The organism is Sphingobacterium faecale, from assembly GCF_016746095.1.
GTDB classification, from domain to species: Bacteria; Bacteroidota; Bacteroidia; order Sphingobacteriales; family Sphingobacteriaceae; genus Sphingobacterium; species Sphingobacterium faecale.
In genome coordinates this window covers 93,233-119,190 of the sequence record NZ_JAERTY010000008.1, presented here as the reverse complement: position 1 = coordinate 119,190, position 25,958 = coordinate 93,233, and the positions used below count along the sequence as shown (strand labels likewise).

At 38.9% G+C, this 25,958-nt stretch carries 28 protein-coding genes and 2 tRNA genes; 17 read left to right on the top strand and 13 right to left on the bottom strand.

Features of this window, described 5'->3' with window-relative positions:
• The first annotated feature begins 47 nt into the window (after positions 1–47).
• The 7 genes from JKG61_RS14310 (at position 48) to erm (ending at position 7,284) form a co-directional block, all read left to right on the top strand.
• Positions 48–641 (top strand): flavodoxin family protein, encoded by a 594-nt coding sequence (locus JKG61_RS14310; protein WP_202103641.1) that lies wholly within the window; start codon positions 48–50, stop codon positions 639–641.
• A 73-nt stretch (positions 642–714) separates the two neighbouring features.
• Positions 715–1,296 (top strand): TetR/AcrR family transcriptional regulator, encoded by a 582-nt coding sequence (locus JKG61_RS14305; protein WP_202103640.1) that lies wholly within the window; start codon positions 715–717, stop codon positions 1,294–1,296.
• A 95-nt stretch (positions 1,297–1,391) separates the two neighbouring features.
• The gene (locus JKG61_RS14300; RefSeq protein ID WP_202103639.1) at positions 1,392–2,231 is read left to right on the top strand and encodes a GNAT family N-acetyltransferase; all 840 of its coding nucleotides are present in this window, start codon (positions 1,392–1,394) and stop codon (positions 2,229–2,231) included.
• A gap of 21 nt (positions 2,232–2,252) precedes the next feature.
• Positions 2,253–3,173: a helix-turn-helix domain-containing protein gene (locus JKG61_RS14295; protein ID WP_202103638.1), complete on the top strand. Its 921-nt coding sequence runs from the start codon at positions 2,253–2,255 to the stop codon at positions 3,171–3,173.
• A gap of 81 nt (positions 3,174–3,254) precedes the next feature.
• Positions 3,255–4,457 (top strand): MFS transporter, encoded by a 1,203-nt coding sequence (locus JKG61_RS14290; RefSeq protein WP_202103637.1) that lies wholly within the window; start codon positions 3,255–3,257, stop codon positions 4,455–4,457.
• A gap of 104 nt (positions 4,458–4,561) precedes the next feature.
• Positions 4,562–5,236 carry a flavin reductase family protein gene (locus tag JKG61_RS14285; protein ID WP_202103636.1) on the top strand — a complete coding sequence of 225 codons (675 nt, stop codon included), beginning with the start codon at positions 4,562–4,564 and terminating at the stop codon, positions 5,234–5,236.
• Between the two features lie 1,235 nt (positions 5,237–6,471).
• A complete protein-coding gene (erm, locus tag JKG61_RS14280; RefSeq protein ID WP_202103635.1) occupies positions 6,472–7,284 on the top strand; it encodes a 23S ribosomal RNA methyltransferase Erm in 813 nt (270 codons plus the stop codon).
• Between the two features lie 64 nt (positions 7,285–7,348).
• Here erm and JKG61_RS14275 read toward each other — a convergent pair whose 3' ends face one another.
• Complete coding sequence (locus JKG61_RS14275) at positions 7,349–7,672, bottom strand: DMT family transporter (RefSeq protein WP_202103634.1); 324 nt, start codon at positions 7,670–7,672, stop codon at positions 7,349–7,351.
• A gap of 156 nt (positions 7,673–7,828) precedes the next feature.
• Here JKG61_RS14275 and JKG61_RS14270 point away from each other — a divergent pair, with 156 nt between their 5' ends.
• Positions 7,829–8,197, top strand: a complete 369-nt coding sequence (locus JKG61_RS14270) for a winged helix-turn-helix transcriptional regulator (protein WP_202103633.1) — start codon at positions 7,829–7,831, stop codon at positions 8,195–8,197.
• 260 nt (positions 8,198–8,457) lie between these two features.
• Entirely contained in the window at positions 8,458–9,015 is a 558-nt protein-coding gene (locus JKG61_RS14265; RefSeq protein WP_202103632.1) for a GNAT family N-acetyltransferase, read from the top strand.
• A gap of 223 nt (positions 9,016–9,238) precedes the next feature.
• Here JKG61_RS14265 and JKG61_RS14260 read toward each other — a convergent pair.
• A tRNA-Pro gene (locus JKG61_RS14260) sits at positions 9,239–9,312 on the bottom strand.
• Between the two features lie 201 nt (positions 9,313–9,513).
• On the opposite strand from JKG61_RS14260, the gene JKG61_RS14255 reads away from it, so the two are divergent.
• Together JKG61_RS14255 and JKG61_RS14250 are read left to right on the top strand one after the other, a co-directional pair.
• Complete coding sequence (locus JKG61_RS14255) at positions 9,514–9,909, top strand: group III truncated hemoglobin (RefSeq protein ID WP_202103631.1); 396 nt, start codon at positions 9,514–9,516, stop codon at positions 9,907–9,909.
• Between the two features lie 13 nt (positions 9,910–9,922).
• Positions 9,923–10,225, top strand: coding sequence for a Smr/MutS family protein (locus JKG61_RS14250; protein WP_202103630.1), 303 nt, complete (start codon positions 9,923–9,925; stop codon positions 10,223–10,225).
• Positions 10,226–10,235: 10 nt separating this feature from the next.
• Here JKG61_RS14250 and JKG61_RS14245 read toward each other — a convergent pair whose 3' ends face one another.
• The 4 genes from JKG61_RS14245 to JKG61_RS14230 form a co-directional block, all read right to left on the bottom strand.
• The gene (locus JKG61_RS14245) at positions 10,236–11,627 is read right to left on the bottom strand and encodes a M20/M25/M40 family metallo-hydrolase (RefSeq protein WP_202103629.1); all 1,392 of its coding nucleotides are present in this window, start codon (positions 11,625–11,627) and stop codon (positions 10,236–10,238) included.
• A 72-nt stretch (positions 11,628–11,699) separates the two neighbouring features.
• Positions 11,700–12,698 (bottom strand): 3-keto-disaccharide hydrolase, encoded by a 999-nt coding sequence (locus JKG61_RS14240; protein WP_202103628.1) that lies wholly within the window; start codon positions 12,696–12,698, stop codon positions 11,700–11,702.
• Positions 12,699–12,892: 194 nt separating this feature from the next.
• Positions 12,893–14,617 (bottom strand): protein-disulfide reductase DsbD family protein, encoded by a 1,725-nt coding sequence (locus tag JKG61_RS14235; protein WP_202103627.1) that lies wholly within the window; start codon positions 14,615–14,617, stop codon positions 12,893–12,895.
• A 125-nt stretch (positions 14,618–14,742) separates the two neighbouring features.
• Complete coding sequence (locus JKG61_RS14230) at positions 14,743–15,819, bottom strand: PLP-dependent cysteine synthase family protein (RefSeq protein WP_202103626.1); 1,077 nt, start codon at positions 15,817–15,819, stop codon at positions 14,743–14,745.
• Between the two features lie 203 nt (positions 15,820–16,022).
• On the opposite strand from JKG61_RS14230, the gene JKG61_RS14225 reads away from it, so the two are divergent.
• Both JKG61_RS14225 and JKG61_RS14220 read left to right on the top strand, forming a co-directional pair.
• The gene (locus JKG61_RS14225; protein ID WP_202103625.1) at positions 16,023–16,481 is read left to right on the top strand and encodes an Lrp/AsnC family transcriptional regulator; all 459 of its coding nucleotides are present in this window, start codon (positions 16,023–16,025) and stop codon (positions 16,479–16,481) included.
• Positions 16,482–16,508: 27 nt separating this feature from the next.
• Complete coding sequence (locus JKG61_RS14220) at positions 16,509–16,877, top strand: ArsC/Spx/MgsR family protein (RefSeq protein WP_202103624.1); 369 nt, start codon at positions 16,509–16,511, stop codon at positions 16,875–16,877.
• A 63-nt stretch (positions 16,878–16,940) separates the two neighbouring features.
• Here the strand turns inward: JKG61_RS14220 and JKG61_RS14215 are convergent, their stop codons facing one another.
• Together JKG61_RS14215 and JKG61_RS14210 are read right to left on the bottom strand one after the other, a co-directional pair.
• Positions 16,941–17,567, bottom strand: a complete 627-nt coding sequence (locus JKG61_RS14215; RefSeq protein WP_202103623.1) for a hypothetical protein — start codon at positions 17,565–17,567, stop codon at positions 16,941–16,943.
• A gap of 124 nt (positions 17,568–17,691) precedes the next feature.
• Complete coding sequence (locus JKG61_RS14210; protein WP_202103622.1) at positions 17,692–18,189, bottom strand: hypothetical protein; 498 nt, start codon at positions 18,187–18,189, stop codon at positions 17,692–17,694.
• Positions 18,190–18,337: 148 nt separating this feature from the next.
• Here JKG61_RS14210 and JKG61_RS14205 point away from each other — a divergent pair, with 148 nt between their 5' ends.
• Positions 18,338–18,688, top strand: a complete 351-nt coding sequence (locus JKG61_RS14205) for a response regulator transcription factor (protein WP_202103621.1) — start codon at positions 18,338–18,340, stop codon at positions 18,686–18,688.
• Between the two features lie 87 nt (positions 18,689–18,775).
• Here JKG61_RS14205 and JKG61_RS14200 read toward each other — a convergent pair whose 3' ends face one another.
• The 4 genes from JKG61_RS14200 to JKG61_RS14185 form a co-directional block, all read right to left on the bottom strand.
• On the bottom strand, positions 18,776–19,168 hold the full coding sequence (locus JKG61_RS14200) for a hypothetical protein (protein WP_202103620.1): 393 nt from the start codon (positions 19,166–19,168) through the stop codon (positions 18,776–18,778).
• A 220-nt stretch (positions 19,169–19,388) separates the two neighbouring features.
• Positions 19,389–19,892 carry a SecDF P1 head subdomain-containing protein gene (locus JKG61_RS14195; protein WP_202103619.1) on the bottom strand — a complete coding sequence of 168 codons (504 nt, stop codon included), beginning with the start codon at positions 19,890–19,892 and terminating at the stop codon, positions 19,389–19,391.
• A 60-nt stretch (positions 19,893–19,952) separates the two neighbouring features.
• Complete coding sequence (locus tag JKG61_RS14190) at positions 19,953–20,192, bottom strand: hypothetical protein (RefSeq protein ID WP_202103618.1); 240 nt, start codon at positions 20,190–20,192, stop codon at positions 19,953–19,955.
• Between the two features lie 424 nt (positions 20,193–20,616).
• Positions 20,617–20,690, bottom strand: a tRNA-Pro gene (locus tag JKG61_RS14185).
• Positions 20,691–20,994: 304 nt separating this feature from the next.
• Between JKG61_RS14185 and rplS the strand changes: the two genes are divergently transcribed.
• The 3 genes from rplS (at position 20,995) to yidC (ending at position 25,061) form a co-directional block, all read left to right on the top strand.
• The gene (rplS, locus tag JKG61_RS14180) at positions 20,995–21,345 is read left to right on the top strand and encodes a 50S ribosomal protein L19 (RefSeq protein WP_021069144.1); all 351 of its coding nucleotides are present in this window, start codon (positions 20,995–20,997) and stop codon (positions 21,343–21,345) included.
• Between the two features lie 237 nt (positions 21,346–21,582).
• A complete protein-coding gene (locus JKG61_RS14175) occupies positions 21,583–23,199 on the top strand; it encodes a CTP synthase (RefSeq protein WP_202103617.1) in 1,617 nt (538 codons plus the stop codon).
• Between the two features lie 59 nt (positions 23,200–23,258).
• A complete protein-coding gene (gene yidC, locus JKG61_RS14170) occupies positions 23,259–25,061 on the top strand; it encodes a membrane protein insertase YidC (protein ID WP_202103616.1) in 1,803 nt (600 codons plus the stop codon).
• A 41-nt stretch (positions 25,062–25,102) separates the two neighbouring features.
• Here the strand turns inward: yidC and JKG61_RS14165 are convergent, their stop codons facing one another.
• Positions 25,103–25,891, bottom strand: a complete 789-nt coding sequence (locus JKG61_RS14165) for a M48 family metallopeptidase (protein ID WP_202103615.1) — start codon at positions 25,889–25,891, stop codon at positions 25,103–25,105.
• Positions 25,892–25,958: the final 67 nt, after the last annotated feature.

Genomic DNA, 25,958 nt, shown 5'->3' with positions numbered 1-25,958 from the left:
ATAAATTGAAAATAAATAATTTTTTAATCTTAAAATTCGCAAATAGTATGGGAACTAAAAATGTAAAGATCGCAGTGATTTACCATAGTGGTAATGGGCACACGAAAAAACTTGCTTTAGCTGTTGCCGAAGGTGTAAATAGGGTTGATGATGCTTCATCACTATTATTAAACGTAGAAGAAGCTCAGACAAAATGGGAAGAACTTGAAAAAGTAGATGGTATTATATTTGGATCGCCTACTTATATGGGATCTGTTTCTGCTGAATTCAAAGCGTTCATGGATGCAACCTCACCAAATGTTTTCAGAAAGTCTGCTTGGCAAGATAAACTGGCTGCAGGATTTACAAACGCTGCTTCAAGATCAGGTGATAAGCAATTTACATTGCAGTACCTCGCAAATTTTGCTGCACAACATCACATGCACTGGATCAATTTAGGTATCAAAAGTGGTCATAATGGATCGTTCACAACTGAAAACAGCTTAAATAGACATGGATTTCATACAGGAGCCGCAGCCCAATCAGATTATGATGTTAGCGCTGAGTTTGCGCCGCCAGAAGCCGACCTGGAAACAGGTGCATGGTTAGGAACTCGTGTAGCAACGGCTGCTCTGCAGTTTAAATATGGAAAAGGCGAATAATTTTTTTACGTTATTCTGGAACTAAAATTCCAGAATAACTTATACTTTTATATAAAAAAGGTATTTATTGTTTATGGCAAGGATAAAGACATTTGACGAATCGGAGATTTTGCAAAAAGCAGTTGAATTATTTTGGAAACAAGGATATTCAGCCACTTCACCTCAAGAACTTGTAGGAGCAATGGGAATTAGTCGATCAAGTTTATATAATACTTATGGCGACAAGAAATCTCTCTTTTTAAAAGCATTAAAAAGGTATGTTGACACAGACACAGCCTCCTTCGTGTCCACACTTGATTCATCAAATGATGCTAAAACCACAATCGGTAATTTTTTAAGAAGTTTAATTACACCAAAATCACTAAAAACAAAACCTTACGGTTGCTTTATTATCAATACAAATGTTGAATTCTCTAATTACGACAGAGAGATTCAATATGTTATTGATAAAAACAATAAAATGATTATAGAAGCTTTATCTGATCTGATTGCGCGAAGTCAAATCAAGAACTTAATTTCAAACAAAACGCCATCAAATCAATTGGCATTGTTTATATACAATAATATTATAGGTATAAGAGTAAGCATCAGGTCTGGCATATCTGACAATCTGTTGAAAAGTACAATTGAGATTGTATTAAAGATTCTCAATTAGCAGTCAAAGATGAGCTATTGTAATACACAATTACTTTCGTTGATATAAGGACATATGCATAAGAATAAAATTAATTCATTTTAATTTATTAAGAAATGAACATTACATCACTGGAAAATTTAGACATTAATACACTTTATAAATCGTTTGATACCGCATTTTTCGATTATGACATGCAACTGAACGCCATTGAGTTTGAAAACATGTTAAAAAGAAGAGGTTTTAACCCTAAACTTTCATTTGGCGCATTCGATGGAGAGGAACTGGTTTCATTTACATTAAATGGTATCGGAATGTTTAACGGCTTAAAGACGGCTTATGATACAGGTACAGGAACTTCAAAAAATTATAGAGGACAAGGTTTAGCTACAAAAATATTCGAATACTCCATCCCTTATCTAAGAATGGAGAAGATAAAAAACTATCTATTGGAAGTTTTACAGCACAATACAAAGGCTCTTTCTATTTATCAAAAACTAGGTTTTACGATAACCCGAGAGTTTAACTATTTTGTATGGGATACAAATAAAGTAATTGAAGAGAATAAGGACTTCCAAATTACACTCCTTAATGATGTTAACTACGATTCCCTTGAACAATTATGGGACTTTAATCCATCTTGGCAAAACAGTCTTGAATCCATTAATCGGGCTAAGGAACATTTTACCAACCTTGGTGTTTTTAAAGCAAAAAAACTGGTCGGCTATTGTGTTTTCGATGCTATTTCTGGAGATATCGCGCATATCGCAGTTGATAAAACCTGCAGGAGAAGAGGCATAGGCTCCCTTTTACTTCAAGAAATGCAGAAACTGAATCATAATACAAAGACAAAATTGATAAATGCAGATACCGCTTGCGATTCGATTGTCGATTTTTTGAAAGCAAAAAGTATAGCGATCAGCGGTAAACAATATGAAATGATAAAAGAACTGTAACCTCTATAATGACAACTTTTTATGGATGGACATATTCCTAAAGAAAAGCTTCCCAAACTTTATGAACAGAAAGAAGATTCCCTTTCTAAAAAGCTCCAAGTATTTTCCAGGCAAGAACACATAAATGTAAAGGAAACATACGCAAAGACGGCAAGAACACCTTATAGCCGGAGAGATTATTACAAAATATGCCTAACTACAGGTTTAAACCCCGGAAAAGGATTACTTATTTACAATAATGAAGAAATCCCAATCGATGGGCCTTGCCTTATTCTTTCCAATCCCTGGGTTTCTGCTTCTGTCGAATTTAGTGCTACCGAAACAGGTCGGTTTTCTTGCGTTTTTGATCATCATTTTATTTCAGGAGTATTATTGCCCGATCTGCAATACGCCAGTTCCTTGTTTAATACTGCAATACACCCTGTAGTAACACTTTCCTTGGACCAGCAGGAACGAATGCTTCATTATTTCAAAACAATCCAAGAACTAGTAACGAGTGACTATTCTTTTAAATGGGATATGGCCCGTACATTACTGCAATTGATAATTCATGAAGCCGCACGTTTACAACAGCCACAATATTCATCGGTCTTAAAAATACATGATAGAACTGTAGAAGGTTTTTTTATGTTACTTCATAAGAAGTTTCCGGTAGACCTAACAGATCAACCATTGAAACTACTAACTCCAAAATATTTTGCAGAGAAGCTCCATGTACATGTAAATCATCTGAACAGTGTTCTAAAAAAAAATACCGGAAAAACAACGACAGTGATAATCAATGAACAAATCATCAGGGAAGCAAAGACATTGCTCCGCAATACAAATTGGAATATTTCGGAGATAGCCTATGCATTGGGATTTGACTATCCTTCTCACTTCAACAAATATTTCAAACGCCTCACAGCCTCTACACCTAGGGAATTCAGAGTAGATAGATAAATCTCACAAAATATTTGATTTGTATAATGATCTATTTGTTGTGTTTTAGCGAAAAAATCAATGGGGATTTAATTTTGCTAAATGAAAAATTCATTTACCCTCAGAAGAGTAGACCAGAGCAATGAGCGCTGGAATACATTTATCGCATTCAGTCTGCTTCCGATATCAGGACTGGCTATGGATATCTACATCCCCTCGTTACCTGATATGGCCTTACAGCTAAATGTTTCACCTTCAGCTATCCAGTTAACCCTACCTATTTTCATTATAAGTTATGGCATCACCCAATTTATGATCGGTGGATTGATAGATCGGTATGGAAGATATCTACCATGCCTATTCTCCCTTTTTCTATTCAGTATGGCAAGTCTGGGTATCGCATATAGCGATCATATTTACTTTATTTATGCCATGCGCATTATTCAGGGGATAGCATCCGGTGTGATCGCCGTGAGTAAACGGGCTTATTTCGTAGACTTATTTAGTGGTACCCGTTTAAAGAAATATACCAGTATGTTTTCAGTCGTGTGGGCACTTGCTCCCATTGTCGCTCCTTTCTTAGGAGGATTTTTTCAGACACGTTGGGGCTGGGAGTCCAATTTTATATTTTTAGGAGGATACGGCTTTCTAATATTCGTAATTGAACTAATCTCCGGGGGCGAGACCATGAAAGAAGCTCAGGCTTTTCGCTTATCAGATACGTTCCATAGCTACAAAAAGATGATCGGTACACCGGATTTTACGGCAAGTTTATTGATAATAGGACTTTTGTATGCCATACTAATAGTATACGGTATGGCCAGTCCATTTCTAATTGAGCGCCAGCTGGGATATTCTGCTACTTTTACCGGGTACTGTGCACTGCTTTCAGGTGTATGCGTATTCAGTGGGGGATTATTATCACGGATATTTATTCAAAAACCACTCTATAAAAAAGTTCTGCGGGTCAATGGTATGGCGATTGCTTTTCTGGTTGTTCTGATTCCTCTAAGCTGGTATTATGCCAATATTTTTACGCTTTTGTTATATGTTATATGCCTACACGTTTGCAGTGGTTTTATTTTTAACAATTTTATGTCCTATGGTTTAACGCGATTTCCCAAATATGCAGGAAAATCTGCGGGACTATTAGGTGGAGGTTTTTCCATCATAACCGCGATAGTCAGTTCCGTCTTTGTAAACACCCTAAAGATAGAGAGTCAGCCGATGCTGGGGACTGCTTACGCAGTGCTATTGATCGGCACACTATTCCTTATTTTAGGCGTAAAATGGAAGCAGAATTAAAGCTATCGATCAGGTGGATTGGGATAATGAGAAAAGTCCGCAAGAAACGGATTTGTTTACTATAAACTTATGGAGATATTCGTTTAAACTTAATTAACAATAGAATGCACAAAATATCAGAGCCGTCCATTTTATACTTTGGTACACCAGTCATTTTAATAGGCTCATTAAATGAAAATAACACCTATAATCTAGCACCAATATCTTCCGTTTTCTGGCTGGGGTGGCGTTGTGTCATAGGTATATCTGCGGAATCCCAGACTACCAAAAACATCATCCGTAACAAAGAATGCGTAATCAACCTTCCTTCCGCAGCTCAAAGTGAGAATATCAACAATCTCGTGTTTACAACAGGTAGGAACCCAGTCCCTGAAGGCAAGAGAAAGCGCGGATATTATTTTGAACCAAGTAAATTTGAAAAAGCAGGACTCACCCCGGTACCGGGCGATATTGTTTCTTCACCAATGGTAAGCGAATGTCCTGTCCAGCTTGAAGCTATTGTATCAAACATTCATCCATTGGCAGAGGAAGACCCAGAAATGAAAGGGAGAATTTTGATCATAGAACTCCGCATTGTACGTATCCACTTGGAAGAATCGATATTAATGGAAGGGGATGAAAATCGAGTAGATCCAGATAAATGGAGGCCATTAATTATGAGTTTCCAAAAGTTCTATGGTTTTGGAAAAGAAATAAATTATTCTAAATTATCCAACATTCCGGAAGCTCTTTATAAGACAGCTGATATTGAAAAAAGTAGAAAAGAAAAAACAGAATGAACTTAGTTTCCAGTGCAGTACTTTTAGAAATCTAATGTACAAACAGTTATTTTCATATTCTAATCAACTTAGGCCTCAAATGTATAAGATGCATATACAGAACTTGTAGATACTGCTTGTTTTTTGGAAGTAAGATTTGGTTTTGAGATATTAAACAGTCACCTCTAATTATAATAAACAAAAATATCTGCATAACTTGCAGTATACTGAAAACATGAAATTATTAAGGGGAATTACTATTAAGATGATGTAGGAAGGACTTTATTTTTTAATAATATCGGACACACATACGATATTGATCGAGGTCTTAACTTATGTAGAAAACTTAATGAAAGTTTAAAAGATATAACTGCCCCTGCTTTCATATTTGAAAAACTAAATAATCCATAGAAAAAAGTGCATCATTTGGCTTAGGCTAAAGAGTCGTATGTAAATTTACCTAAAGAATTAAAACTTCTACTTAACCTCAGAAAGACTATATATGTCCCCAAACAATTAATCCATACTGATTTAGCCGGAAATATTCTTATAAACGAAAATGGCTCAACTTGTATTATAGATTTCACTCCATCTTTTTTTCCTAAAAAATATGCTGAAGCCATAATGATCGTAGATCACACATTGTGGTACAACGCACCAATAAGTATCATGAACAAAATGAATTTATCAGAAACAATTTCACATCAATTTATTTTAAGAGCTTTAATATTTAGGATGAGCGTTTCTATTTTTATGTACCCCGAAAATATCAAGTTAAATTTTCAAAAAGAATTAAAGCGACATCATTTTTTTTTTATTTTTCACTGATACCGAGAGCCATAGACTCTTTATTTATTTTTTTTGAATATCCATAACTGATAAAAGTCTTGAACTAGTGCCAAAATGATAGGGTTACCATAACACGTTAGTTTTAACTCAGTGCTGTTAAGAAGCTCCATTATCGATAAAAAAGTTAAAATACATTGTTTTTTAGACTCGTATCATATATTTTTGAACATATTAATAATTGATATGGGTGTGAATTGTTGCGCTTGCTTTACAAAACTATGGACTGCTATCTAAGCGATAGACGGTCTAAAAGTTATCTAAAATTTCCTTAATATTTATTGGATCATCAACTGATGGTTGGCTATTCCTTATCGGAGAAGTCTGGTTATTTGATTCTGTTGGATAATGCTGTCTGTCGCTCTTTGCGATTATCTCTTCTATTCAGTAATTATTCAAAGAATTATATAATGAAAAAGCGTAGCTTACCCGTTAGGTTTACAGGTCAACACTTTACAATTGATACCATACTAATAAAAGACGCCATTCGGTTGGCAGATGTGCAAAAAGAAGATATTGTTTTAGACATTGGTGCAGGCTCTGGATTTTTGACGATACATTTGGTTAAACACTCTAAAAGTGTCATAGCCATTGAGAACGATAGACGTTTAGTTTCTGAATTACAATCAAAATTTAGAACTACTGATAATATTGTCATTGTCGGGATGGACTATAGAAAGTTTTTAAGTCCACAGAAAAGTTTTAAAGTAGTTTCCAATATACCTTTTGCTTTAACTTCCGAAATCCTTAAATCCCTGATGTACAGCAATATTGAATTTTTCAAAAAAGGTTGCTTGATAATGCAATTAGAAACAGCTCAAAAACTCGTTAGTAAAAAGTATTTCAATCCCTACACAGTCTTCTATCATACATTTTTTGATGTAGGGATTATATATGAAATCAACCCGAAAAGCTTCTTACCACCACCAACTGTAACATCGGCTTTAGTCAAAATTAGCAAAAAGAAATGTATAAATAATATTAGTGTAGAAATGAAGGAAAAATACCTTAGCTTTCTTCATTTTATGATGAAATTTCCAGATTTACCCTTAAAAACTGTTTTAAAAAAACTTTTCAGAAAGCAGCAGGTTAGATATCTTGCAAGTAGTTACGATCTGGAATTGGATAAACCAGTATCCTCATTGTCTCCTGCACAGTTCCTAAGGTGCTTTATAGAAATGCTAAGATTTGTTCCAATTGATTATCATCCTAATCACATTTAAAAAAGGTCAACGCTGTTCCTTTTGGTTCAGCGTTGTTCTTCTATTAAAGCCCAATTGAAACGCTTTACGAAATTTTTCCAAGCTCTAACGCCAGTACTCCAATAATAATAAATCCTATACCCACGATCTGTAAAAAAGTTAAATTCTCTTTGAAGAAAAAAACACCAATGATAGCAAGAATAGAAATTCCCAATGCTGCCCAGATTCCGTATGCAACCCCTATAGACAATCCTCCTTTTAAGGAAAGTGACAGTAAATAATATGCTCCTACCACACCGAATACTGCAATACAGGATGGAATCAATTTTGTAAAGCCATTAGATTGCCGTGTAGCAATTGCGCCAATTAATTCGGATATGATTGCCCCAAGTAGAAATAGATATTTCATATATTATTAGTTTTAAGCAAAGGTATCTCAACTAAAAATGATGTAAAATAAGGGCTAAAAGAATCCTATAGACAATATTATCACTATATTAAAACAAAAAGGCGTTGAGTTTATTCCTTATCTTTGAAAGAGAACCCTAGGTTAAAAATCAAACAGATGTATATAAATAAAATTCCCCAAACACTTGACTATGGTGTTTCAGTAACGATGAAGGTTATTGGTGGAAAATGGAAGCCTTGCATAATCGATTCCATAGCCAATGGTGTCAATAGGCCTGCCCATATACACAAAGCTATTAAGCAGGTTAGTTTAAGAGTAATAAATCAGCAACTTTCCGAACTCATGGATTTTGAGATTATTGAGAAAGAGGTTTTCGATGGGTACCCCTTGCATGTGGAATATAAGCTAACCACTTTCGGAAAGACGCTATTAACTGTTATTGAGGCAATGGAATCGTGGGGAGATACCTATGCAGAAAAAGTAACCCAACTAGCTATCAACAGGAATGAAAACATCATTTTATAACGATACGGAGTTTAAAGAGATTCTAATATGACTTACTTTTTGTAGGCATTCAAAAGTTCATTTTTTAATGCGACAATTTTTTTAAATTCTTAATTCTGGAAAGAATTAAGAATTATTCCATCCCCAAAAAGTCACTTTTAAATTGAATCCATATAATTCTGTTAAAGAATAAATAACGTAAATTCGGAGCATGCCACTTGGAATATCTAGATGCTAAACGAGCTTCGTTAAGAGATTGTTAAAATAAAAAAATTAAATCAATGAAAGAAGATATTACTTATCGAATAGTACATCGTAATGAGATCGAACAATATCATAAGTTACGGCTGTGCTGCTTGAAAGATTTTCCACAAAATTTTGGTACACTTTATGAAGATCAACTCGAATCATCGAACTTTAAGTTTGACAAAGTTATTCTACAGAACAACAATACTGATTTTTTAATGGGAGCTTTTAAAAAAGAAAAACTGATTGGTATCTGTGGTTTCATCCATGAAAAAAGAACAAAAAACAGTCATCTTGGTGAAGTTAGCAGTATGTATGTCTCACCTAGATACAGCGGTATGAAAATTGGACAGACCCTATTACTAAACACTATTAAACTAGCGTTTGATAACATCGAAATATTGGAGCAAATAAAAATAGCTGTGGTAGAGCGGAATAAAGCTGCGCTATATATGTATACGAAAATCGGTTTTGTGGAATATGGTCGTTTTCAGGATTATTTTAAATATGGAGAGAATTATGAAACACTTATTTATATGAAGTTCAAAAAATATCAAAGTGAGATTTTCCCATCTTTTCCTACAGGAACTTGATATATAGCTATTTTGGTATTTGGGTTTCCTTCTAAGCACTCTTCCACACGCATTATTTGGCCGCTGAATGAGGTAAAACTAACCTACAGTGAGTGGGGAGCAGCAGGATTGCTTCAGACCCACAGCCCCAAACACATCCATGAATTTCCTTCGGATCGAACCACGGTTCTCATCAGCCAACCCCTAAACGAAAAAAACTCCAACTTTCGTTAGAGCTTTTTTGTCGGGGTGGCAGGATTCGAACCTACGACCTCCACATCCCAAATGTGGCGCGATACCGGGCTACGCTACACCCCGAAAAGGTATCACCTTTAAAGTGATGCAAATATAGGAAGCAGTTTCGAATATTCAAAGTCTAAAAGTCAAAATAATAGCCAATACGCTGATTTTTTGACAAATAATTTTACAACAGTTATGGATTAGACAAATACAGACGTTATTCTGACGACAATATGAGAAAAAATGAAGAACTTTATCCTGTGCTAAAATAGATGTGCAATGGAAAAGAAAGATATCACAACCTTGGATGACGTCAAACTACTTGTAGACACGTTTTACGGTCATATCCGTGAGGATGAAATGCTCGGTATTATTTTCAACCAAAATATACAGGACAGATGGCCTGAACATCTTGCCAAGATGTATAAATTTTGGCAGACATTACTACTGGGTGAATACACTTACGATGGACGCCCATTCCCCCCCCATGCTCACCTGCCAATCGGCAAACAACACTTTGCACAATGGCTGGTATTATTTAACAGCACGGTAGATAGCTTATTCATCGGAGAAAAGGCCGAGGAAGCAAAATGGCGAGCACAGAAAATGGCAGTAATGTTTCAAAGCAAACTGGATTATATACAGAATAATCCGGACAAATCGATTATCTTTTAATCTCTTAACCAGAATGTCCCGTACGCTGCCCCGCCCACCCAAAGTCGTAGATCTGCATGCCGATTCTATTGCAAATTTTGAAGACTATGATAACGACGAGCTCCTTGGCCTTTCTCTTGAAAAACTACGGGACAACCTAGATGCAGCGATATACTGGGAGTATACGCAGATCGAATTTATTCATGGGAGGGGAAAAGGCATTCTTAGAGACACCGTATACGAAGAGCTACGATACTATAAGGAAAGTGGCAGTATTTCATCCTACCACCCTTCTTATCGTAATTCAGATATTGTAGTTGTACATATCGGACTATAGTGGAAACAGCTTATTTCGGTAAAGCCTCGTAATGCGTATCCACCAAATACAGTAATGATGCCAATGCGGCAACCCCTGATTGTAGTTCGCGCTTATCCACGGCCTCAAAAACATCCTTGGCGGTATGATGTAAATCAAAATAGCGATGAGGATCAGGTCTAAAGTTAAACATCAATGCACTGGGATAATGCTTACCCCACACACCAGAGTCTACACCCGGACTCCCCGGTAAAAACCTAGAAACCCAATAAGGTTCTTCAAACAACGGCTTCCAACTACGCTGAATCCAAGCCACGGTTTCGGGTCCGCCTTTGATATCAAAACCTCGAGGAGCAAATCCTCCAGCATCACTTTCAATTGCAGCAATCAATTGTTCACCGTTCTGTTGAGATTGTAAACCGTATTGCAAAGCACCATGTACCCCATTTTCCTCGTTCATATAAAAAACCAAGCGTATGGTATGCTTGGGCTTGTAGCCTAACGCCATTAAGGTACGCAAGGCATCTAATGTCCCCATCGTTCCTGTACCATTATCATGCGCACCTTCTCCTACATCCCAGGAATCCAAGTGTCCTCCAATAGTAATAATCTTCTCGGGATGATCGGTTCCTTTCCATTCGCCGATAACATTATGTGAAAGCACCTCCCCCTTCCAGGCACTATGTTGCCGTAGAAAGACTTTAAGACGGGGGTCTTTCTCTAATGCTGTATGTAACGTATTTGCACCGACTGCTGATATGGCCATCGCTGGAATACTATCAATTCCCTTTACGTATCGGGTTCCACCTGTATGAGGGTAATCATCTATTCCAGAGCCTAGCGAACGAAACAGATAAGCTATAGCCCCTAGCTTGGCAGCCTCAGCCGGACCACGGCTACGCTGTGCACTATTTAACCCATAAGCCACCCCAGTCTCCACGAGGGACTCCTCCCAAGGTTTGTTCACAAACACAATCTTCCCGCTTACGTTTTCACCGTATTTACGTAAATCTGACAGCAGCTCCACTTCTATCACCTCGGCTGCTATACCTTCCCCAGGTGTAGCCACTGAACCACCTAACGCCAGTACATTTAACTTTTGACCATCTGCTACGATATAAGCTTCCTCTTTAGCTCCGCGGTCCCAATAAGGCACTTTTACCTCCTGCAAATAGACTTTATCGAATGGCAACTGCTCCAATAATCCTTTCGACCAATCAACGGCTTCAGCTACCCGTTCTGATCCTGCAATCCGATGCCCAATATTTTTGGTCAGATACCTAAGGTTTTCATAAGCTTCGCCTCTATAGAACGAATGCTCATAGATCTTCGCTATCATCAGAGAGTCCTTCGTAGCAAAAGCAGAAAAACTTCCGAATATGAATACAAACACAACACACAAGCTAAGTTTTATATGTAGCATGGCAATACAATAAAAATGGTCTGCCAGCAATAAAGAATACTCCCAACAGACCATTGTAAACGATTAAACAGTTTATTTTGCCGGCGTGATACTGATCTTTCTAAATTCAACACCAGTATGGTCTCCTTGCAGATAAATAGGCCCAGGTTCTCCTTCTTTACTATCCAACGCTCCCCCCGTTATCCCCGGTATCTCTTGGTTATTGATGATAGTCTTACCATTAGACACAATGGTCACCATCCTTCCGCGAAGCGTAATCTCATAGGTATTCCATTCGTTAGGCCCATTCGTAACCATTTCATTAGGTGCCAGAAACCCATATACGCCTCCGTAATACAGTGCGCCGGGATGGCGGTCCTTTGGAGAATCTTCAATCTGCACCTCATAACGTCCACGGAGATAAATTCCAGAATTACCTTTTTCTGCATAACGGAATTCAGCTGTTAACTTAAAGTCTTCAAACTTTTGTTCGGTTATTAAATTTGCACCTGCCTTTTGGTTAATAAGGATTCCATCTTTAACCACCCATTGATTATCTTCACTGGACATTTTCCATCCGGCCAAATCTTTACCGTTGAATAATTCAATAGGCTCACCCCATTGAACTTCGCCTTCACGAACCAGATAAGGTGCCTTTACTCCGGAGAAATTGAAAACATTCCCTTTATTACTGGTTATAGTTCCTTTTATCTCTTCGCCGACCAACTCACCTTGGATAGTGAATACACCTTCACCGCCCTCCCATTGTGGGGGAATATCAAACGAAAACTTACCATTGTCCAATTTGATATGCGAAACGGGACGACTGCTTCCTGCATCTGCCACGAAAGCACCGACGAGTACATTAAACCCCGAAAGCTTGACTTCAAGCCATGAAGGCACTTGCTTTCCTTCTTTATCAACCGTAATATCCCATCGCCCGATCAGCCCCTCTGCTTCTTTAGGGATAGTTTGCGTAGCCGCATTATGGATCTCTTCTTTATCGGCTTTCTTTCCCGCTCCATCACAAGCACTGAATCCGGCGATAATAAAACCAGAAAGTAACGAGTAGGCAACGTATTTCTTAATCATAGTGAATTATTTATAAGGTTTAAGGATTATAATAAACAAACTTAGGGAAATTTGCGTTTAATTACAATACTCATTTATGCGCATCCCGACAGCAACCAAGTTGCATAGACTCCATAGTCCTGCCGCTTAAAATAAGAAAACCCCTCTAACATTTCCATGAAAAAGGGGCTATATATTAAACAATTAGTAAAGTACTATTTTGCTTTGAAAGCGTCGATACCCGATTGTAGGAAAGCGCCATACTTCTCGATATCGTAGATGGCTCCGCTTGTCGGAACCAACAGCTCACCCTCATTGTCCAAAAGAGCATACAGCGGTTGTGAGTTACTTTCAAATTTGGTAATCTGAAAATCAGCATTGCGTTTGCTCACGGTATTGATGGTCTTGCCTGTTTTATCAGACACATAGTGCTCGCTTTCTGGAAGCGTCAACACCTTGTCATCCACATACAGCTCGACCAAAATAAACTCGTTATTGAGCATTGCCCTGATCTTCGGACTGCTCCATACCTCGGCCTCCATCTTACGACAGTTGACACAGTTCCAGCCCGTAAAGTCCACCAATAACGGTTTCTTCTGTTCCTTGGCTGCTGCCAGAGCTTCGTCGTAATCGTAGTACGGATCCAACCCTTTGATCGTCGACTTGCTGTGGAAATAGGTATAATGCTTACGGCTATTGGCTTCCGCTCCGCCTGTATGTGCCGGACCAGCTGCGTTCAATGTCAGATTATTCAGGTCAAAATCCTGTGTTCCGATCGGAGGAAGGAAGGCCGAAATCGCTTTCAATGGCGCTCCCCATAATCCAGGAACCATGTACACCACAAAAGAGAAGACCAAGATGGCGATCATCGTGCGCGGAATAGACAGAAACTGTAATGCACTGTCGTGTGAGAACTGGATCTTGCCGATCAGGTAGAGTCCCAAAAGTCCGAATATAACGATCCACAGAGCTAGGTAGACCTCACGGTCCAAGAAGTTCCAGTTGTAGGCCAGATCCACGTTGGAAAGGAATTTAAGTGCCAACGCCAATTCCAGGAATCCCAGAACGACCTTCACACTGTTCAACCAACCGCCCGATTTAGGCATAGATTTCAACATCGAAGGGAACATTGCGAAAAGGACGAAAGGAACTGCCAAAGCAATGGAGAATCCCAACATACCGATCGCAGGACCAAGGCGCTCACCGCGTGTAGCTGCTTCTACCAATAAAGTACCTATAATCGGACCTGTACAAGAGAAGGATACCACTGCCAGACTCGCCGACATAAAGAACAGACCGATCAATCCACCCTTGTCCGACTGCGCATCGATCTTGTTGACAAATGAACTCGGAAGTGTTATCTCGAAAGCACCTAAGAAAGATGCGGCAAAAACAACCAATAACAGGAAGAAGAAGAAGTTGAAGATACCGTTTGTAGACAGCTCGTTCAGGGCTTCAGGACCAAATGCAATCGTAATCAACATACCTAAGGCAACATAGATCACGATGATAAAGACGCCATAAAGAAAGGCCTGCGATATCGCCTGGGAACGGCTTCCAGATTTCTTGGTAAAGAAACTCACCGTAAGAGGTACCATCGGGAAGATACAAGGCATAAAGAACGCCGCAAATCCACCCAAAAGACCAGCAATAAAGATACCCCACATGGACTTGTCCTCGCCTTCGGCACCTGTCGGAGCAACTGCGCCCGCTGTATCATTGGATATCGATGTACTATCGACCTGACTCTGGCTGCTGTCCAGTCCGTCCGAAAAAACAAGATCATCAGGAACAGCTGTAAGCTGCGTGCTGTCCGAAGAAGCCGCACCATCAGTGAATGACACATCGCTAAAATCGACCAGACTATCAACCTCTTGGCCAAAAGCTATAGCAGAGAACAGTAGCAATGAAACGGCAAAAACATATAATAATGCTTTCATAATTTTAGTTTAAAGGGATTAGTTTTTAATAAACCAATTTAAGTGAGGCTCACCGGGACTCGAAAATCCCGGCTTACCACACAAACACAAACAACACCTAAATAAATTTAGGCTGAAACAAATCTTTATAATATGTTCGAACCGAACAAAGGCTTTTCCAATCTTGCAATTGGCTGAAAACCAGAAAAATCTAAATCTGTAGAAATATATCCTTCTTTTACAGGCTGTTCTTTAACAAGGTCTGTACTCAGATATTTCTTATTATCATCACATAATAAGGTAACCACAACCGCATCATCACCTAACTCTTCTTTCAACTTGATCGCTCCAATTACATTGGCTCCGGAAGAAATGCCAACTGCCAAACCCAATTGACCTGCTAATTTTTGCGCCATAATAATAGAATCGCCGTCCGAAGCACAAACAACTGAGTCAAGTTCGTCCAACTTAACGATCGCAGGGATAAACTCGTCAGAGATACCTTGAATACGGTGTGCCCCAACCTTGTAACCTGTTGTAAGGGTAGGGCTTTCCTGTGGCTCTAGTGGATGAATTTTGACCGCAGGGTTATAGTTTTTCAACTGTTTGCCCACGCCCATTACTGTACCGCCAGTACCCACACCAGCTACGAAAGCATCTGCTACCAAGCCTTTGCTAGCTAACTGTAAGGCAATCTCTTTACCTGTAGTCAGCTCATGAGCCTCTGCATTGTATTCGTTCTCAAATTGTCTTGGCAAAAACACACCGCCCTGAGCAGCGAGTTCTTCACTAAGACGGATACTACCTAAGAAGCCACCTTCTTCCTTACTGATCAATTGGATTTCAGCACCCATACTTTTGATAATATCGATACGTTCTTTACTCAACCAGTTTGGCATAATGATTTTCACCTCATGCCCCAGTGCTTTACCGATAGCTGAAAATGCGATCCCTGTATTTCCACTGGTCGCTTCCACAATCATATCTTCAGGTCTGATCTGACAATTTGTATAGGCTTTATAAAGGATATACAATGCCATACGGTCTTTGATACTACCGGTAAGATTATAGTTTTCACATTTCACATAAATCTTACCAGGCTTACCTTTATACACATACTGCAATTCTAGCATAGGCGTATTTCCAACCAAACACCACAAATGCTTAAAGCGACTATCCAACTCTGGAGACAAACATTTGCTAAAAGTAGTTTCCTCTATCATTATTTATTTTAATAAATTATTTTTACAGTTATTATCCGTTTATAATATGGTCTTCATATCAAACTATGCAAAAATCTAACAAAACAAAATAATATTCAACACAACACTGATAATTCAATAATTTTTATCGAACAACAAAAGGAAAGCAATAAAAAATACAGATTAAAATAGTAATTTAGCAGCGTCACCAAAAAAAATACGTTATGGAATTAGACCAAACAGACAGAAAGTTACTAAAACTATTACAAGAGGATGCAACTTACAGCAACAAAGAGCTGTCTTTAAAACTACACAAATCCATAGCAGCTGTGCACGAACGCGTTAAAAAGCTTAAAGCCGCAGGATATATCCGTAAAACGGTTGCTATTTTAGACCGTCATAAAATAGGCATCGGATTGATTTCGTTTTCTCAGGTATTTCTAAAAGCACACACCTATGAAGTCCTCAATGAATTCGAACGTGAAGTAGCTAAATTCCCAGAAGTTATGGAGTGCTACCAAATGGCAGGATCTTATGACTTTATGCTCCGCATTGCGACCAAAGATATGGATGCTTACCACTTATTTTTGAGGCATAAACTAGCTGTTCTCCCTCATGTAAATACGGTCCAGACTTATTTTGTATTGTCTGAAACGAAAAGTGAGACTGCTTACTCTTTTTAATACATTATTAACATCACATAAAGTCAAATGAGCAAAGCTCTCCCCATTAGCATATACCACAACAACAGCTGCAGCAAGAGCCGCTCGGTATTGGAATTACTCACAAAAGAGCAGGCGAACGTAGATATCGTTCATTACCTCGATCATCCACTGAATAAAGAAGAACTAACGGGCATATTACAAATTCTACAATTAAAACCTCTAGAATTAATCCGAACAAAAGAGCCGTTGTTCCAGGAGAAATTTGCAGGCAAAGTATTATCCGATGAAGAATGGATAGATGTATTACTCTCATATCCTATATTGATGGAACGCCCCATTATCATTAAGGGGAATAAAGGGGTAATTGCACGCCCTACACAACGTATTTATGACATACTGGAACAAGGAGACTGAAAATACGAAAGAAGGAGCCGTTATGGCCCCCTCTTTAACGAACAGTATTAAAACAAAGCAACCTTAGTTCTTCTTAAATTCTTTCAAGCTTCCATCTGCGTTAAAATACCCCGAGTACTGACCACGCGCCCCTTGTACTCCGGTTATCCATTGCCCACTTTGGTGCATCACATTTAGATTATAGTAGATGTGACCATCGATTTTAGCACCTTCCACCTCCTTGGATTGTTCCTCCACCTGCTTATAAATATCAGCTACCGTCTCAAATTTGAGCGTACCCAATGGAAATACATTGGCAGACATATCGCCATCTCCCGAAATCTGTACAGCCTGAGGCTCTTGCCACTTGCCACCTTGGAATAGATAATCATCGATATTTTCAGGTTTATCGGGATCCTGAAGAGCCAATTGTACACGACCATCCTCATAAAAGTGAATATTCTGGAACACCTTAACATCTTTACCCTTGAACTTAGGCATATCCTTCAATTCCGCTTCTGCTTTTTTCAATGCATCCCGATTGGTCAGAAAATTACCTCCCTGCTCTGATTCGCCTTTGTCGGATGCGGCCCCGCTCTTTCCAGCCTCTTCTGTAGTCTGCGCATTATTCTCCGTCTTTTTGTTGTTCTCTCCACAGGCTGCAAAAAGCAACGAAGAAAGCACTGCGATTGTCAATAGTTGTTTTTTCATTTTTTATATTTTTTAGTTTTAAACGCTTTGATGAATTCTATTATTGAATTACAAAAGCAAAACTAAGGAGACAAGCGAAGGAAAAGAATCCCCGAAACCAGTGGTTTTATCGAAATTTTCCTTATTAAGCGAAGAGGTATTGATATTTTTCAGCCAGCTGCCCTGTTTTCAAAGCTTCCATAAACGCCAAAAAGCTATCCGCAACCCATTCTACCTCTTCATAATCGGGTTCTTCTCCAAAATAGATTTTTCCAAGATTGTGATCTCCCACTCCCATCGAGAAATGACTATATCCATTTTTGACAGAAAGCACTATCGGAATATGATGGTTCCAAAAATCGCGCACTTGCTCCTGACCAACCGTATCCCCGTCAAAAGCTACTAAGGATTGCTGCTCGAATTCGTCCCAACGAAACCCGCCTTCTTCTTTACCGTTGAAATCCCCAGCACTATTAAACCAAGTCGTATCCGATTTATTAGAGAGCAACGAAAAGGATTCCACAAAATCAGCATACTCTCTTGGCAACTTGGGATATCGCCCTAAAAACTGTTCCGACAGTCGTACTGTCGGAACAGTTTTTTCATTATGATTCGGGAAAAGGTGTAAATAATCTTGTAGCATAGAAACGTAAAAATAGAGTACCATAAAAACATCGTAAGAAACAAAAAAGTCAGCAAAAGTTGTACAATCCCATTAGATTTTTCTAATGTTGAGATTTTTTCGACAAATAAAAAGCAAATTCGCTAACGAAAACAGCAGATACATCGCTATGAATATACTTTTAGTAGAAGATGAAGTTCGGGTTGCCGAATTTATAAAAAAGGGACTGCACGAAGCCGGACACCAAGTACAGGTCGCCTATGACGGGGCTACTGGCCTAAATCTAGCTATGGAACAAGATTTTGACATGCTTATTCTAGACGGCGTACTCCCCCATCTAAACGGAACAGAAATATGCAAGCATGTACGGAGGCTCAAAACAGATGTTCCCATTTTGATGCTGACAGCCCTTAGTACCATCCAAGATAAAATCGAAGGCTTCAATTGCGGAGCCGACGATTATCTGACCAAGCCTTTTCATTTTGAAGAGCTATTGGTGCGGATCAAAGCATTGTCCTGACGCAAGTTCAACATTTCCGTATATATATGTTAAGGTATCGCCATCATCTCTGATGTGCGGTACCTATTTTTGGTTGTCAGCCATAGCCTACCGGATAGGACTATTAAATAGCGCTCCTATTTTAAATCCGGAACAAATGAGATATCCCATCGTAACTCCTATTATCGAAGCCAAGATATCTTTATAGTCGAAGACATTGCTTTTAAATACACTTCTTTGAATCAACTCATATCCAATAAGACCAATTGCCGCAAATAAAGCATGCACCTTTAAGGATACTTTCTGATACTGAACATAATAAAAAAGCACGATAATAAGTCCTGCAAAAAAATTGGGAGAAGAGTCTGCAACCCCAAAATCATTAATTTCATTGGAATAAATATACTCCCTGTAAATAGATTTAAATAGAATGGCTATGATGGAGAGCAGAACTATTACTAGCCATAAATATTTCGTACCGGAAAAAAGCCTAAACTTCATTGGTAAAGTGATTTATTTAGTTTAAAATAAAGAAAAAAGACTTAACAAAAGTTATTATTATTTACACTTTCATATCGATGTAAGAACTGTTCCGACGGCCGTGCTATCAGAACAGTTTTTTGCATTATGATTCCGAAGGCAAACTACTTCAAAAACAATGGAAAAGTAACTTTTGGTCCGCCTGACGCCTACCCATTCTTTACGGTTCGGATAGTTTGTGTTATTTTTCACTTTCTATTATCATTTTGATTTTTTCAAATTCTTCTTTTGAATAGTCGCCTCGATTTATTGCCGTTACACCTGCCGTAATTTGAGAATTTACACGTGCCAGGTGCAAAAGCTTGTTGTCAAGAATAAACGCAAGATAATTTCCAATTGCTTTTCCCGTCGCAATACTCCAGCTTTCAGTTCCATTTTCGTCAAGTCGCATTGCGAGTCCTATCTCGCCATAGTTGCTTGTATAAACTTCAAAAGTCATAAAATTTTTTGCGGTAACGATTGGTTTGGGGTCAAGGGAAAAGCTCTCGGTAGTTTTATCTAATTGTCGTTTGAAATTGCTGTCGTTGTCCACAACGTAATACCAACCCGTATAAAGATAAGTACTATCGTGTTTTGTTGTGTCTGCTACAGACACAAATATCTCTTTGTCATCGGCTTTTACTTGCGAATTATTGCCTGAGCAATATGTCAGAATTAAAGCAGAAATTATAATAAAAGGTTTCATAAGTTTCATATTTATCTTATTTATTATCTCGTCAGCATCTGACCACTAATGGTGTGGGGGTTAGCATTCGGGGGCTCCAAGTAATTCGATCATTTCGTCCTTGGTCATTCCTATTAATTCGTAGTTGTTCCGAAGACTGTTCATCATATCCCAACGCAAAGATCCTTCTGCTTCCGATTCTTTCCAATGTTTCCATTTGACAGAACTGAACTTTTCATGGGTGATTCTTCCTTTCGATGCAAAGCCAATGATAACTATTACCAAAGCACTAAAAAGTCCTATTTTTAAATTTCTATTCATCTTCAGCTAATAAATTTTATATTTTGCTTTTCCCTAATTTGTCAACCGGAAGTAGTTAGATTTGCAAAATTCAGTTTCTAGTTGGCCTATACTTTTCAAATTGTGTTTACTTTAATATACCCAATTATACAAATATATAGATTCATTTTTAGAGTTGTTAATTTTGATTGGTTTCCATCTCTTTTTAATAACAGGTCCAATACAATTACAACAGGTCAGCTTTGTAGTAACTTACGGAAGAAAGTATTGTTACTGATATATAAAAAAGCCACATCAAAAATGAAGTGGGTTTTGTCGGGGCAGCAGGATTGCTTCAGCCCCACAGCCCCAAACACATCCATGAATCTCCTCCGGATCGAACCACGGTTCTCATCAGCCAACCCCTGAACGAAAAAAAGCCCTAACTTTCGTTAGAGCTTTTTTGTCGGGGTGGCAGGATTCGAACCTACGACCTCCACATCCCAAATGTGGCGCGATACCGGGCTACGCTACACCCCGAAAAGGTATCACCTTTTTAAAGTGATGCAAATATACAGCGTTTTTCAATAAAACCAAGCACTTTTTAACAACAACCAACTAACACATTGATTTAATGCAAGATATTTTTATAAACAAAAGCACCATTATGTGGAAAATTATCAACCCACACTATAGTCTAGTTTATATTTTTTTTATACCTTTGCACTCGCTCTGAGAATCGGAGTGAAATATTTTTAAATAACATTTTTAAAATCGAAATAAAAGCTGTAATATTGCATTCCGATTTTTACAGGATATAAATCGTTTATAATTACTCAAAATCATGGATTTAGTAAAATTTGTAGAAGAACAAGCGGTAGTAAAGAATGAGATTCCCGCTTTCAAAGCAGGAGACACCATAAGTGTACACTATAAAATTCGCGAAGGAAACAAAGAGCGTGTTCAGGTATACCAAGGTGCAGTTATTCAATTAAACAGCGAAGGTACTAACGCTACTTTTACCGTTCGTAAAATCTCAAACGGCGTTGGGGTAGAACGTATTTTCCCTGTAAACTCTCCTAACATTGACAAAATTGAAATAAACAGCTACGGTAAAGTACGTCGCGCTAAGTTATTCTACTTACGCGGACTTACAGGTAAAGCTGCTCGTATCAGATCTAAACGTATCAAATAGTTTAGTACGACGAGATAGAAAATTTCGAAAAGGTTACAAATCAGTTTGTAACCTTTTTTTTATTCGACAAGCCCCCCTCCTACTTATTTATCCTCAAAAGCCTAAAATAATTTTCAATTTTATTTTTTCACAGGCCATCCCAATCCCGAAAAATATAGTATCTTTGTACCCCGTACATAAGGCAGATATTTGGGTATTGAATCCCATCATCTTTAGTAGAAAATTCCATTAATTGCTATGACTAAATACATCTTTGTTACGGGCGGCGTAACCTCGTCGTTAGGGAAAGGTATTATTGCTGCTTCCCTTGCCAAGCTTTTACAGGCACGTGGCTTTAAAGTGACCATTCAAAAGTTTGACCCCTACATCAACATCGATCCAGGAACCCTCAATCCTTACGAACATGGCGAATGCTATGTGACAGAAGACGGAGCTGAGACAGACTTGGATTTAGGTCATTATGAGCGTTTCTTAAATGTACCCACTTCACAGGCCAATAACGTCACTACCGGACGCATTTACAAACATGTAATAGAAAAAGAGCGAGAAGGTGCATACCTCGGCAAAACCGTACAGGTCATCCCCCATATCACCGACGAGATAAAACGTCGTATGCAGCTTTTGGGCGAAAGTGGTGAATACGACATCATCATTACAGAACTCGGCGGAACGGTAGGTGATATCGAATCCCTTCCTTTTATCGAAGCGGTACGTCAATTAAGGTGGGAATTGGGCAACAACGATTCCTTGGTTATCCACCTGACCCTTGTACCGTACCTTGCTGCCGCCGGTGAGCTTAAAACGAAACCAACACAGCATTCTGTAAAGACATTATTGGAATATGGCGTACAACCCGACATCTTAGTATGCCGTACAGAGCATAAGCTAACACAGGAGATCCGTAAAAAACTAGCGTTGTTCTGCAACGTAAATATCAATGCCGTAGTAGAATCCATTGACGCACCCACAATCTATGATGTCCCCTTGTTAATGCTGAAGGAGCAATTGGACAAAACGGTTTTGACCAAACTAAAACTATCGACCAAGAACGATCCTGATTTAGAAAGCTGGAAAACATTTTTAGGTCGTCTGAAAAATCCGACGACAGAAGTCAACATTGGCTTGGTCGGCAAGTACGTAGAGCTCCCCGATGCTTACAAATCCATCGTAGAGGGTTTTATTCATGCCGGATCTGCGAATGAGACGAAGGTCAAAGTAAATTTCATCGCTGCGGAAAGCATTACACCAGAAAATGTTGCCGACAAGTTAAAAGGTTTAGATGGAGTCTTGGTAGCACCAGGCTTCGGTGAGCGCGGACTTGAAGGCAAATTAAATACCATTAAGCATGTTCGCGAGAACAAAATTCCTTTCTTCGGCATCTGCCTCGGTATGCAATGTGCTGTGATTGAATTTGGCCGCAATGTCCTTGGGTTAAAAGGCGCCAACAGTTTTGAGATGGACGAGAACACTCCTCACCCAGTAATCAATCTGATGGAGGAACAAAAGAACATCACCAATATGGGGGGCACAATGCGTCTAGGAGCATATGATTGCGATATCAAAAAAGGCACTAAGGCTTTTGCGATATATGGCAAGGCAAAAATTTCAGAACGCCACCGCCACCGTTACGAATTCAATAACGCCTATTTAAAAGATTACGAAAAAGCTGGAATGATCGCTTCGGGCTTCAATCCTGAAACGGGATTAGTGGAAATTGTTGAACTCAAAGACCATCCTTTCTTTGTCGCTGGGCAATTTCACCCAGAATTAAAGTCAACCGTTGCGAATCCTCATCCACTTTTTGTTAGCTTTGTAGCCGCTTCTTTAGCGAATAAAAAAGGAGGAACAAAATAACACACTCTATTCGGGCTAAAAATCGAGAGGAGAAAATTAAAAGGATTAATTTACAATAGATGGATAGAAATAACATTATAGGGCTAGTGCTCATTTTTGCGATTTTCGCAGGTTCATTTTACCTGATGAAACCTTCTGAACAGGAAATCAAAAATGAACAGAGACTACAAGATTCATTAAAGACTGTCAAAGAAGGAAAGGTATTCAACGATACGCTAGCTTCTTCTAAACCAAACGAAGTACTCGACTCGGCCTCATTGAGCAAACCTTTTGGCGCTACGAAAGTGGGCGAAGAACAATTGATCACGTTAGAAAACGAACAGTTGATCGTCCAACTATCTTCAAAAGGAGGTAAAGTCAAATCTGTTCAGCTGAAAGGCGAAAAGAATTTTGATGGTTCGCCGCTTTATCTTTTAGAAGGTGACAACAACAACTTTGGTTTCCATTTCAACGCAGCAGGACAGAACATCAATACCAATGATCTTTTCTTTACAGTGGGCAATTCTTCTGCCAATGCGGCATCCTTACGTTTAAAGTACAGCGAAGATCAGTATCTTGAATATAATTACACCTTACAGAACGGCTACAACCTGGGCTTACAGGTCAACGCAGTCGGTATCCAGAATCTTATCGGTGTAAATCAAAAAACAATCGTTCTGGATTGGGAAGCCAATCTTCTGCGCAAAGAACAGAACATCAAATCAGAGCGGGACAAATCTTCTATTTTCTACAAAGATTCGGAAGGTTCTATCGACCACCTTTCCGAAACAAGTGATGCAGAAGAAAAAATAGAGAAAAACAAAGTAGAATGGATCGCCTTCAAACAGCATTTCTTCTCGTCTATCCTTTCGTCAAAACAAGCCTTTGAGAACACCAATCTCAAAGTGACTTATACCACACAGGATGAAATTGTAAAAAACTACAAGACAACGGCAGAGTTGGCATTCAACGCACAATCGAACAACCACTTTGAGTTCAATTTCTTCTTTGGTCCGAATCAGTATAAGACCTTAAAAGCAGAGGGGCACAATTACGAAAAAATCATCAATATGGGATGGGGTCCAATGGGCTGGATCAACAGATTCATTACCGTTCCTTTGTTTGACTTTTTGGATGGCTACCACATGAGCTACGGTATTGTTATCTTGATCTTAACCTTGCTGTTGAAGGGAGCGATGTTTCCATTGACCCGCAAGTCTTACCTTTCTATGGCCAAGATGCGCGTGCTGAAACCACAGCTTGACCAGATCAAAGAAAAAGTAGGCGAAGACAATGCCATGCTATTGCAGCAGGAACAAATGAAGCTATATAAGCAGGCCGGCGTCAACCCATTGGGAGGGTGTCTTCCGATGTTATTACAAATGCCGTTTACACTTGCTTTCTTCTTCTTCTTCCCTAATCTATTTGAATTGAGAGGACAGAGCTTCCTTTGGATGAAAGATCTATCGACCTACGATACATTTATCACCTTCAGCCCTATATTCGGGATCAACCACATTTCACTGATGTGTGTCTTGATGACAGCAGTTACTTTATTGACCACTTGGTACAATAATGCCACTTCGGGAGCCACTTCAGGAATGGGCAGTCAAATGAAATACATCGGTTACATCATGCCGTTGCTATTCTTCTTCATGCTGAACAGCTTCCCTTCAGGATTAAACTACTATTACTTCTTAGGTGCGGTTTTCACCTTCTTAACTCAGTTTATCATTCGTCAGTCTATCGATGACGAAAAGATTTTAGCCAAATTGGAGGAAAACAAGAAAAACCCTAAAGCTGCTAAGAAATCTTCTTTCCAGTCTAAAATGGAAGAGATGATGAGACAGCAACAGGCTGCTCAGCAGAACAAGAAAAAATAAGCAATAAATAAAAAAGGCATCTGAATCAGATGCCTTTTTTATTAGTTCTCAGGTTTCTTAAAACCATCTTTCTCTGCACGCTTAGCCATTTCCTCTACACGTTTCTGTGTATCAGGATGCGAAGAGAACAACTTCTGCGTAAAACTATCTTTACCACCTCCCGAGAGTTCCAACAAACGCTCAAATGCCATGGCCATATACCAAGGATTGACATTATTGGCTTTTAAGAACTGATAACCATATTCATCTGCCATACTCTCTTGTTTGCGTGAGAAGCTCATATTTGCAACCTGCTCCCCGACTTCGCCCAATTGCGAGTCCGACAATGCTCCTGCTGTCCCACCTTGGGAGGAGACACCTTCTTTCAAAGCTGATGTAAGTAATGCAGTACGGAAAGCATCTTTAGAATCTTGATTCTTGACGTGTCCTATTTCATGCCCCACAACCCCCAACACCTCGTTGTCAGTCATAGCTTCCATCAGCCCTGCACAGACACGCACGCTACCGTCAGCACAAGCAAACGCATTGACATCACGCACCAGATATACTTTGAAATTGAGCTTTTGCCCATCATAGTTACTTAGACCATCCGTCATCTTCACTAAACGTTGTGCCAATTCGTGATCTGCGGGTGCTACCGGATTATTTTTATCCATCCAATCAATATACTCTTTTGTATAAGCGATCACGTCTTCGTTTGAAAGGCTTGCAGCTTTCACGGCTTTGGTAGCAGAACCGATTGACTTCGTATTAATCTTAATCTGGGCCTGCGCACCATAGGTCCCCAATCCGATAAGGGCTGCGGCCAATAAGGTTTTTGTTACTTTCATATAAAATTTATTATTCACATTTTTGTTACAATAAATATACCAAAGCAATAAAAAACCGGAAACAGGC

Bases quoted from the DNA above. Each gene is read 5' to 3' on its own strand.
- JKG61_RS14310 (WP_202103641.1), top strand. From the start codon at position 48: ATGGGAACTAAAAATGTAAAGATCGCAGTGATTTACCATAGTGGTAAT.
- JKG61_RS14305 (WP_202103640.1), top strand. From the start codon at position 715: ATGGCAAGGATAAAGACATTTGACGAATCGGAGATTTTGCAAAAAGCA.
- JKG61_RS14300 (WP_202103639.1), top strand. From the start codon at position 1,392: ATGAACATTACATCACTGGAAAATTTAGACATTAATACACTTTATAAA.
- JKG61_RS14295 (WP_202103638.1), top strand. From the start codon at position 2,253: ATGGATGGACATATTCCTAAAGAAAAGCTTCCCAAACTTTATGAACAG.
- JKG61_RS14290 (WP_202103637.1), top strand. From the start codon at position 3,255: ATGAAAAATTCATTTACCCTCAGAAGAGTAGACCAGAGCAATGAGCGC.
- JKG61_RS14285 (WP_202103636.1), top strand. From the start codon at position 4,562: ATGCACAAAATATCAGAGCCGTCCATTTTATACTTTGGTACACCAGTC.
- erm (WP_202103635.1), top strand. From the start codon at position 6,472: ATGAAAAAGCGTAGCTTACCCGTTAGGTTTACAGGTCAACACTTTACA.
- JKG61_RS14275 (WP_202103634.1), bottom strand. From the start codon at position 7,672: ATGAAATATCTATTTCTACTTGGGGCAATCATATCCGAATTAATTGGC.
- JKG61_RS14270 (WP_202103633.1), top strand. From the start codon at position 7,829: ATGTATATAAATAAAATTCCCCAAACACTTGACTATGGTGTTTCAGTA.
- JKG61_RS14265 (WP_202103632.1), top strand. From the start codon at position 8,458: ATGAAAGAAGATATTACTTATCGAATAGTACATCGTAATGAGATCGAA.
- JKG61_RS14255 (WP_202103631.1), top strand. From the start codon at position 9,514: ATGGAAAAGAAAGATATCACAACCTTGGATGACGTCAAACTACTTGTA.
- JKG61_RS14250 (WP_202103630.1), top strand. From the start codon at position 9,923: ATGTCCCGTACGCTGCCCCGCCCACCCAAAGTCGTAGATCTGCATGCC.
- JKG61_RS14245 (WP_202103629.1), bottom strand. From the start codon at position 11,627: ATGCTACATATAAAACTTAGCTTGTGTGTTGTGTTTGTATTCATATTC.
- JKG61_RS14240 (WP_202103628.1), bottom strand. From the start codon at position 12,698: ATGATTAAGAAATACGTTGCCTACTCGTTACTTTCTGGTTTTATTATC.
- JKG61_RS14235 (WP_202103627.1), bottom strand. From the start codon at position 14,617: ATGAAAGCATTATTATATGTTTTTGCCGTTTCATTGCTACTGTTCTCT.
- JKG61_RS14230 (WP_202103626.1), bottom strand. From the start codon at position 15,819: ATGATAGAGGAAACTACTTTTAGCAAATGTTTGTCTCCAGAGTTGGAT.
- JKG61_RS14225 (WP_202103625.1), top strand. From the start codon at position 16,023: ATGGAATTAGACCAAACAGACAGAAAGTTACTAAAACTATTACAAGAG.
- JKG61_RS14220 (WP_202103624.1), top strand. From the start codon at position 16,509: ATGAGCAAAGCTCTCCCCATTAGCATATACCACAACAACAGCTGCAGC.
- JKG61_RS14215 (WP_202103623.1), bottom strand. From the start codon at position 17,567: ATGAAAAAACAACTATTGACAATCGCAGTGCTTTCTTCGTTGCTTTTT.
- JKG61_RS14210 (WP_202103622.1), bottom strand. From the start codon at position 18,189: ATGCTACAAGATTATTTACACCTTTTCCCGAATCATAATGAAAAAACT.
- JKG61_RS14205 (WP_202103621.1), top strand. From the start codon at position 18,338: ATGAATATACTTTTAGTAGAAGATGAAGTTCGGGTTGCCGAATTTATA.
- JKG61_RS14200 (WP_202103620.1), bottom strand. From the start codon at position 19,168: ATGAAGTTTAGGCTTTTTTCCGGTACGAAATATTTATGGCTAGTAATA.
- JKG61_RS14195 (WP_202103619.1), bottom strand. From the start codon at position 19,892: ATGAAACCTTTTATTATAATTTCTGCTTTAATTCTGACATATTGCTCA.
- JKG61_RS14190 (WP_202103618.1), bottom strand. From the start codon at position 20,192: ATGAATAGAAATTTAAAAATAGGACTTTTTAGTGCTTTGGTAATAGTT.
- rplS (WP_021069144.1), top strand. From the start codon at position 20,995: ATGGATTTAGTAAAATTTGTAGAAGAACAAGCGGTAGTAAAGAATGAG.
- JKG61_RS14175 (WP_202103617.1), top strand. From the start codon at position 21,583: ATGACTAAATACATCTTTGTTACGGGCGGCGTAACCTCGTCGTTAGGG.
- yidC (WP_202103616.1), top strand. From the start codon at position 23,259: ATGGATAGAAATAACATTATAGGGCTAGTGCTCATTTTTGCGATTTTC.
- JKG61_RS14165 (WP_202103615.1), bottom strand. From the start codon at position 25,891: ATGAAAGTAACAAAAACCTTATTGGCCGCAGCCCTTATCGGATTGGGG.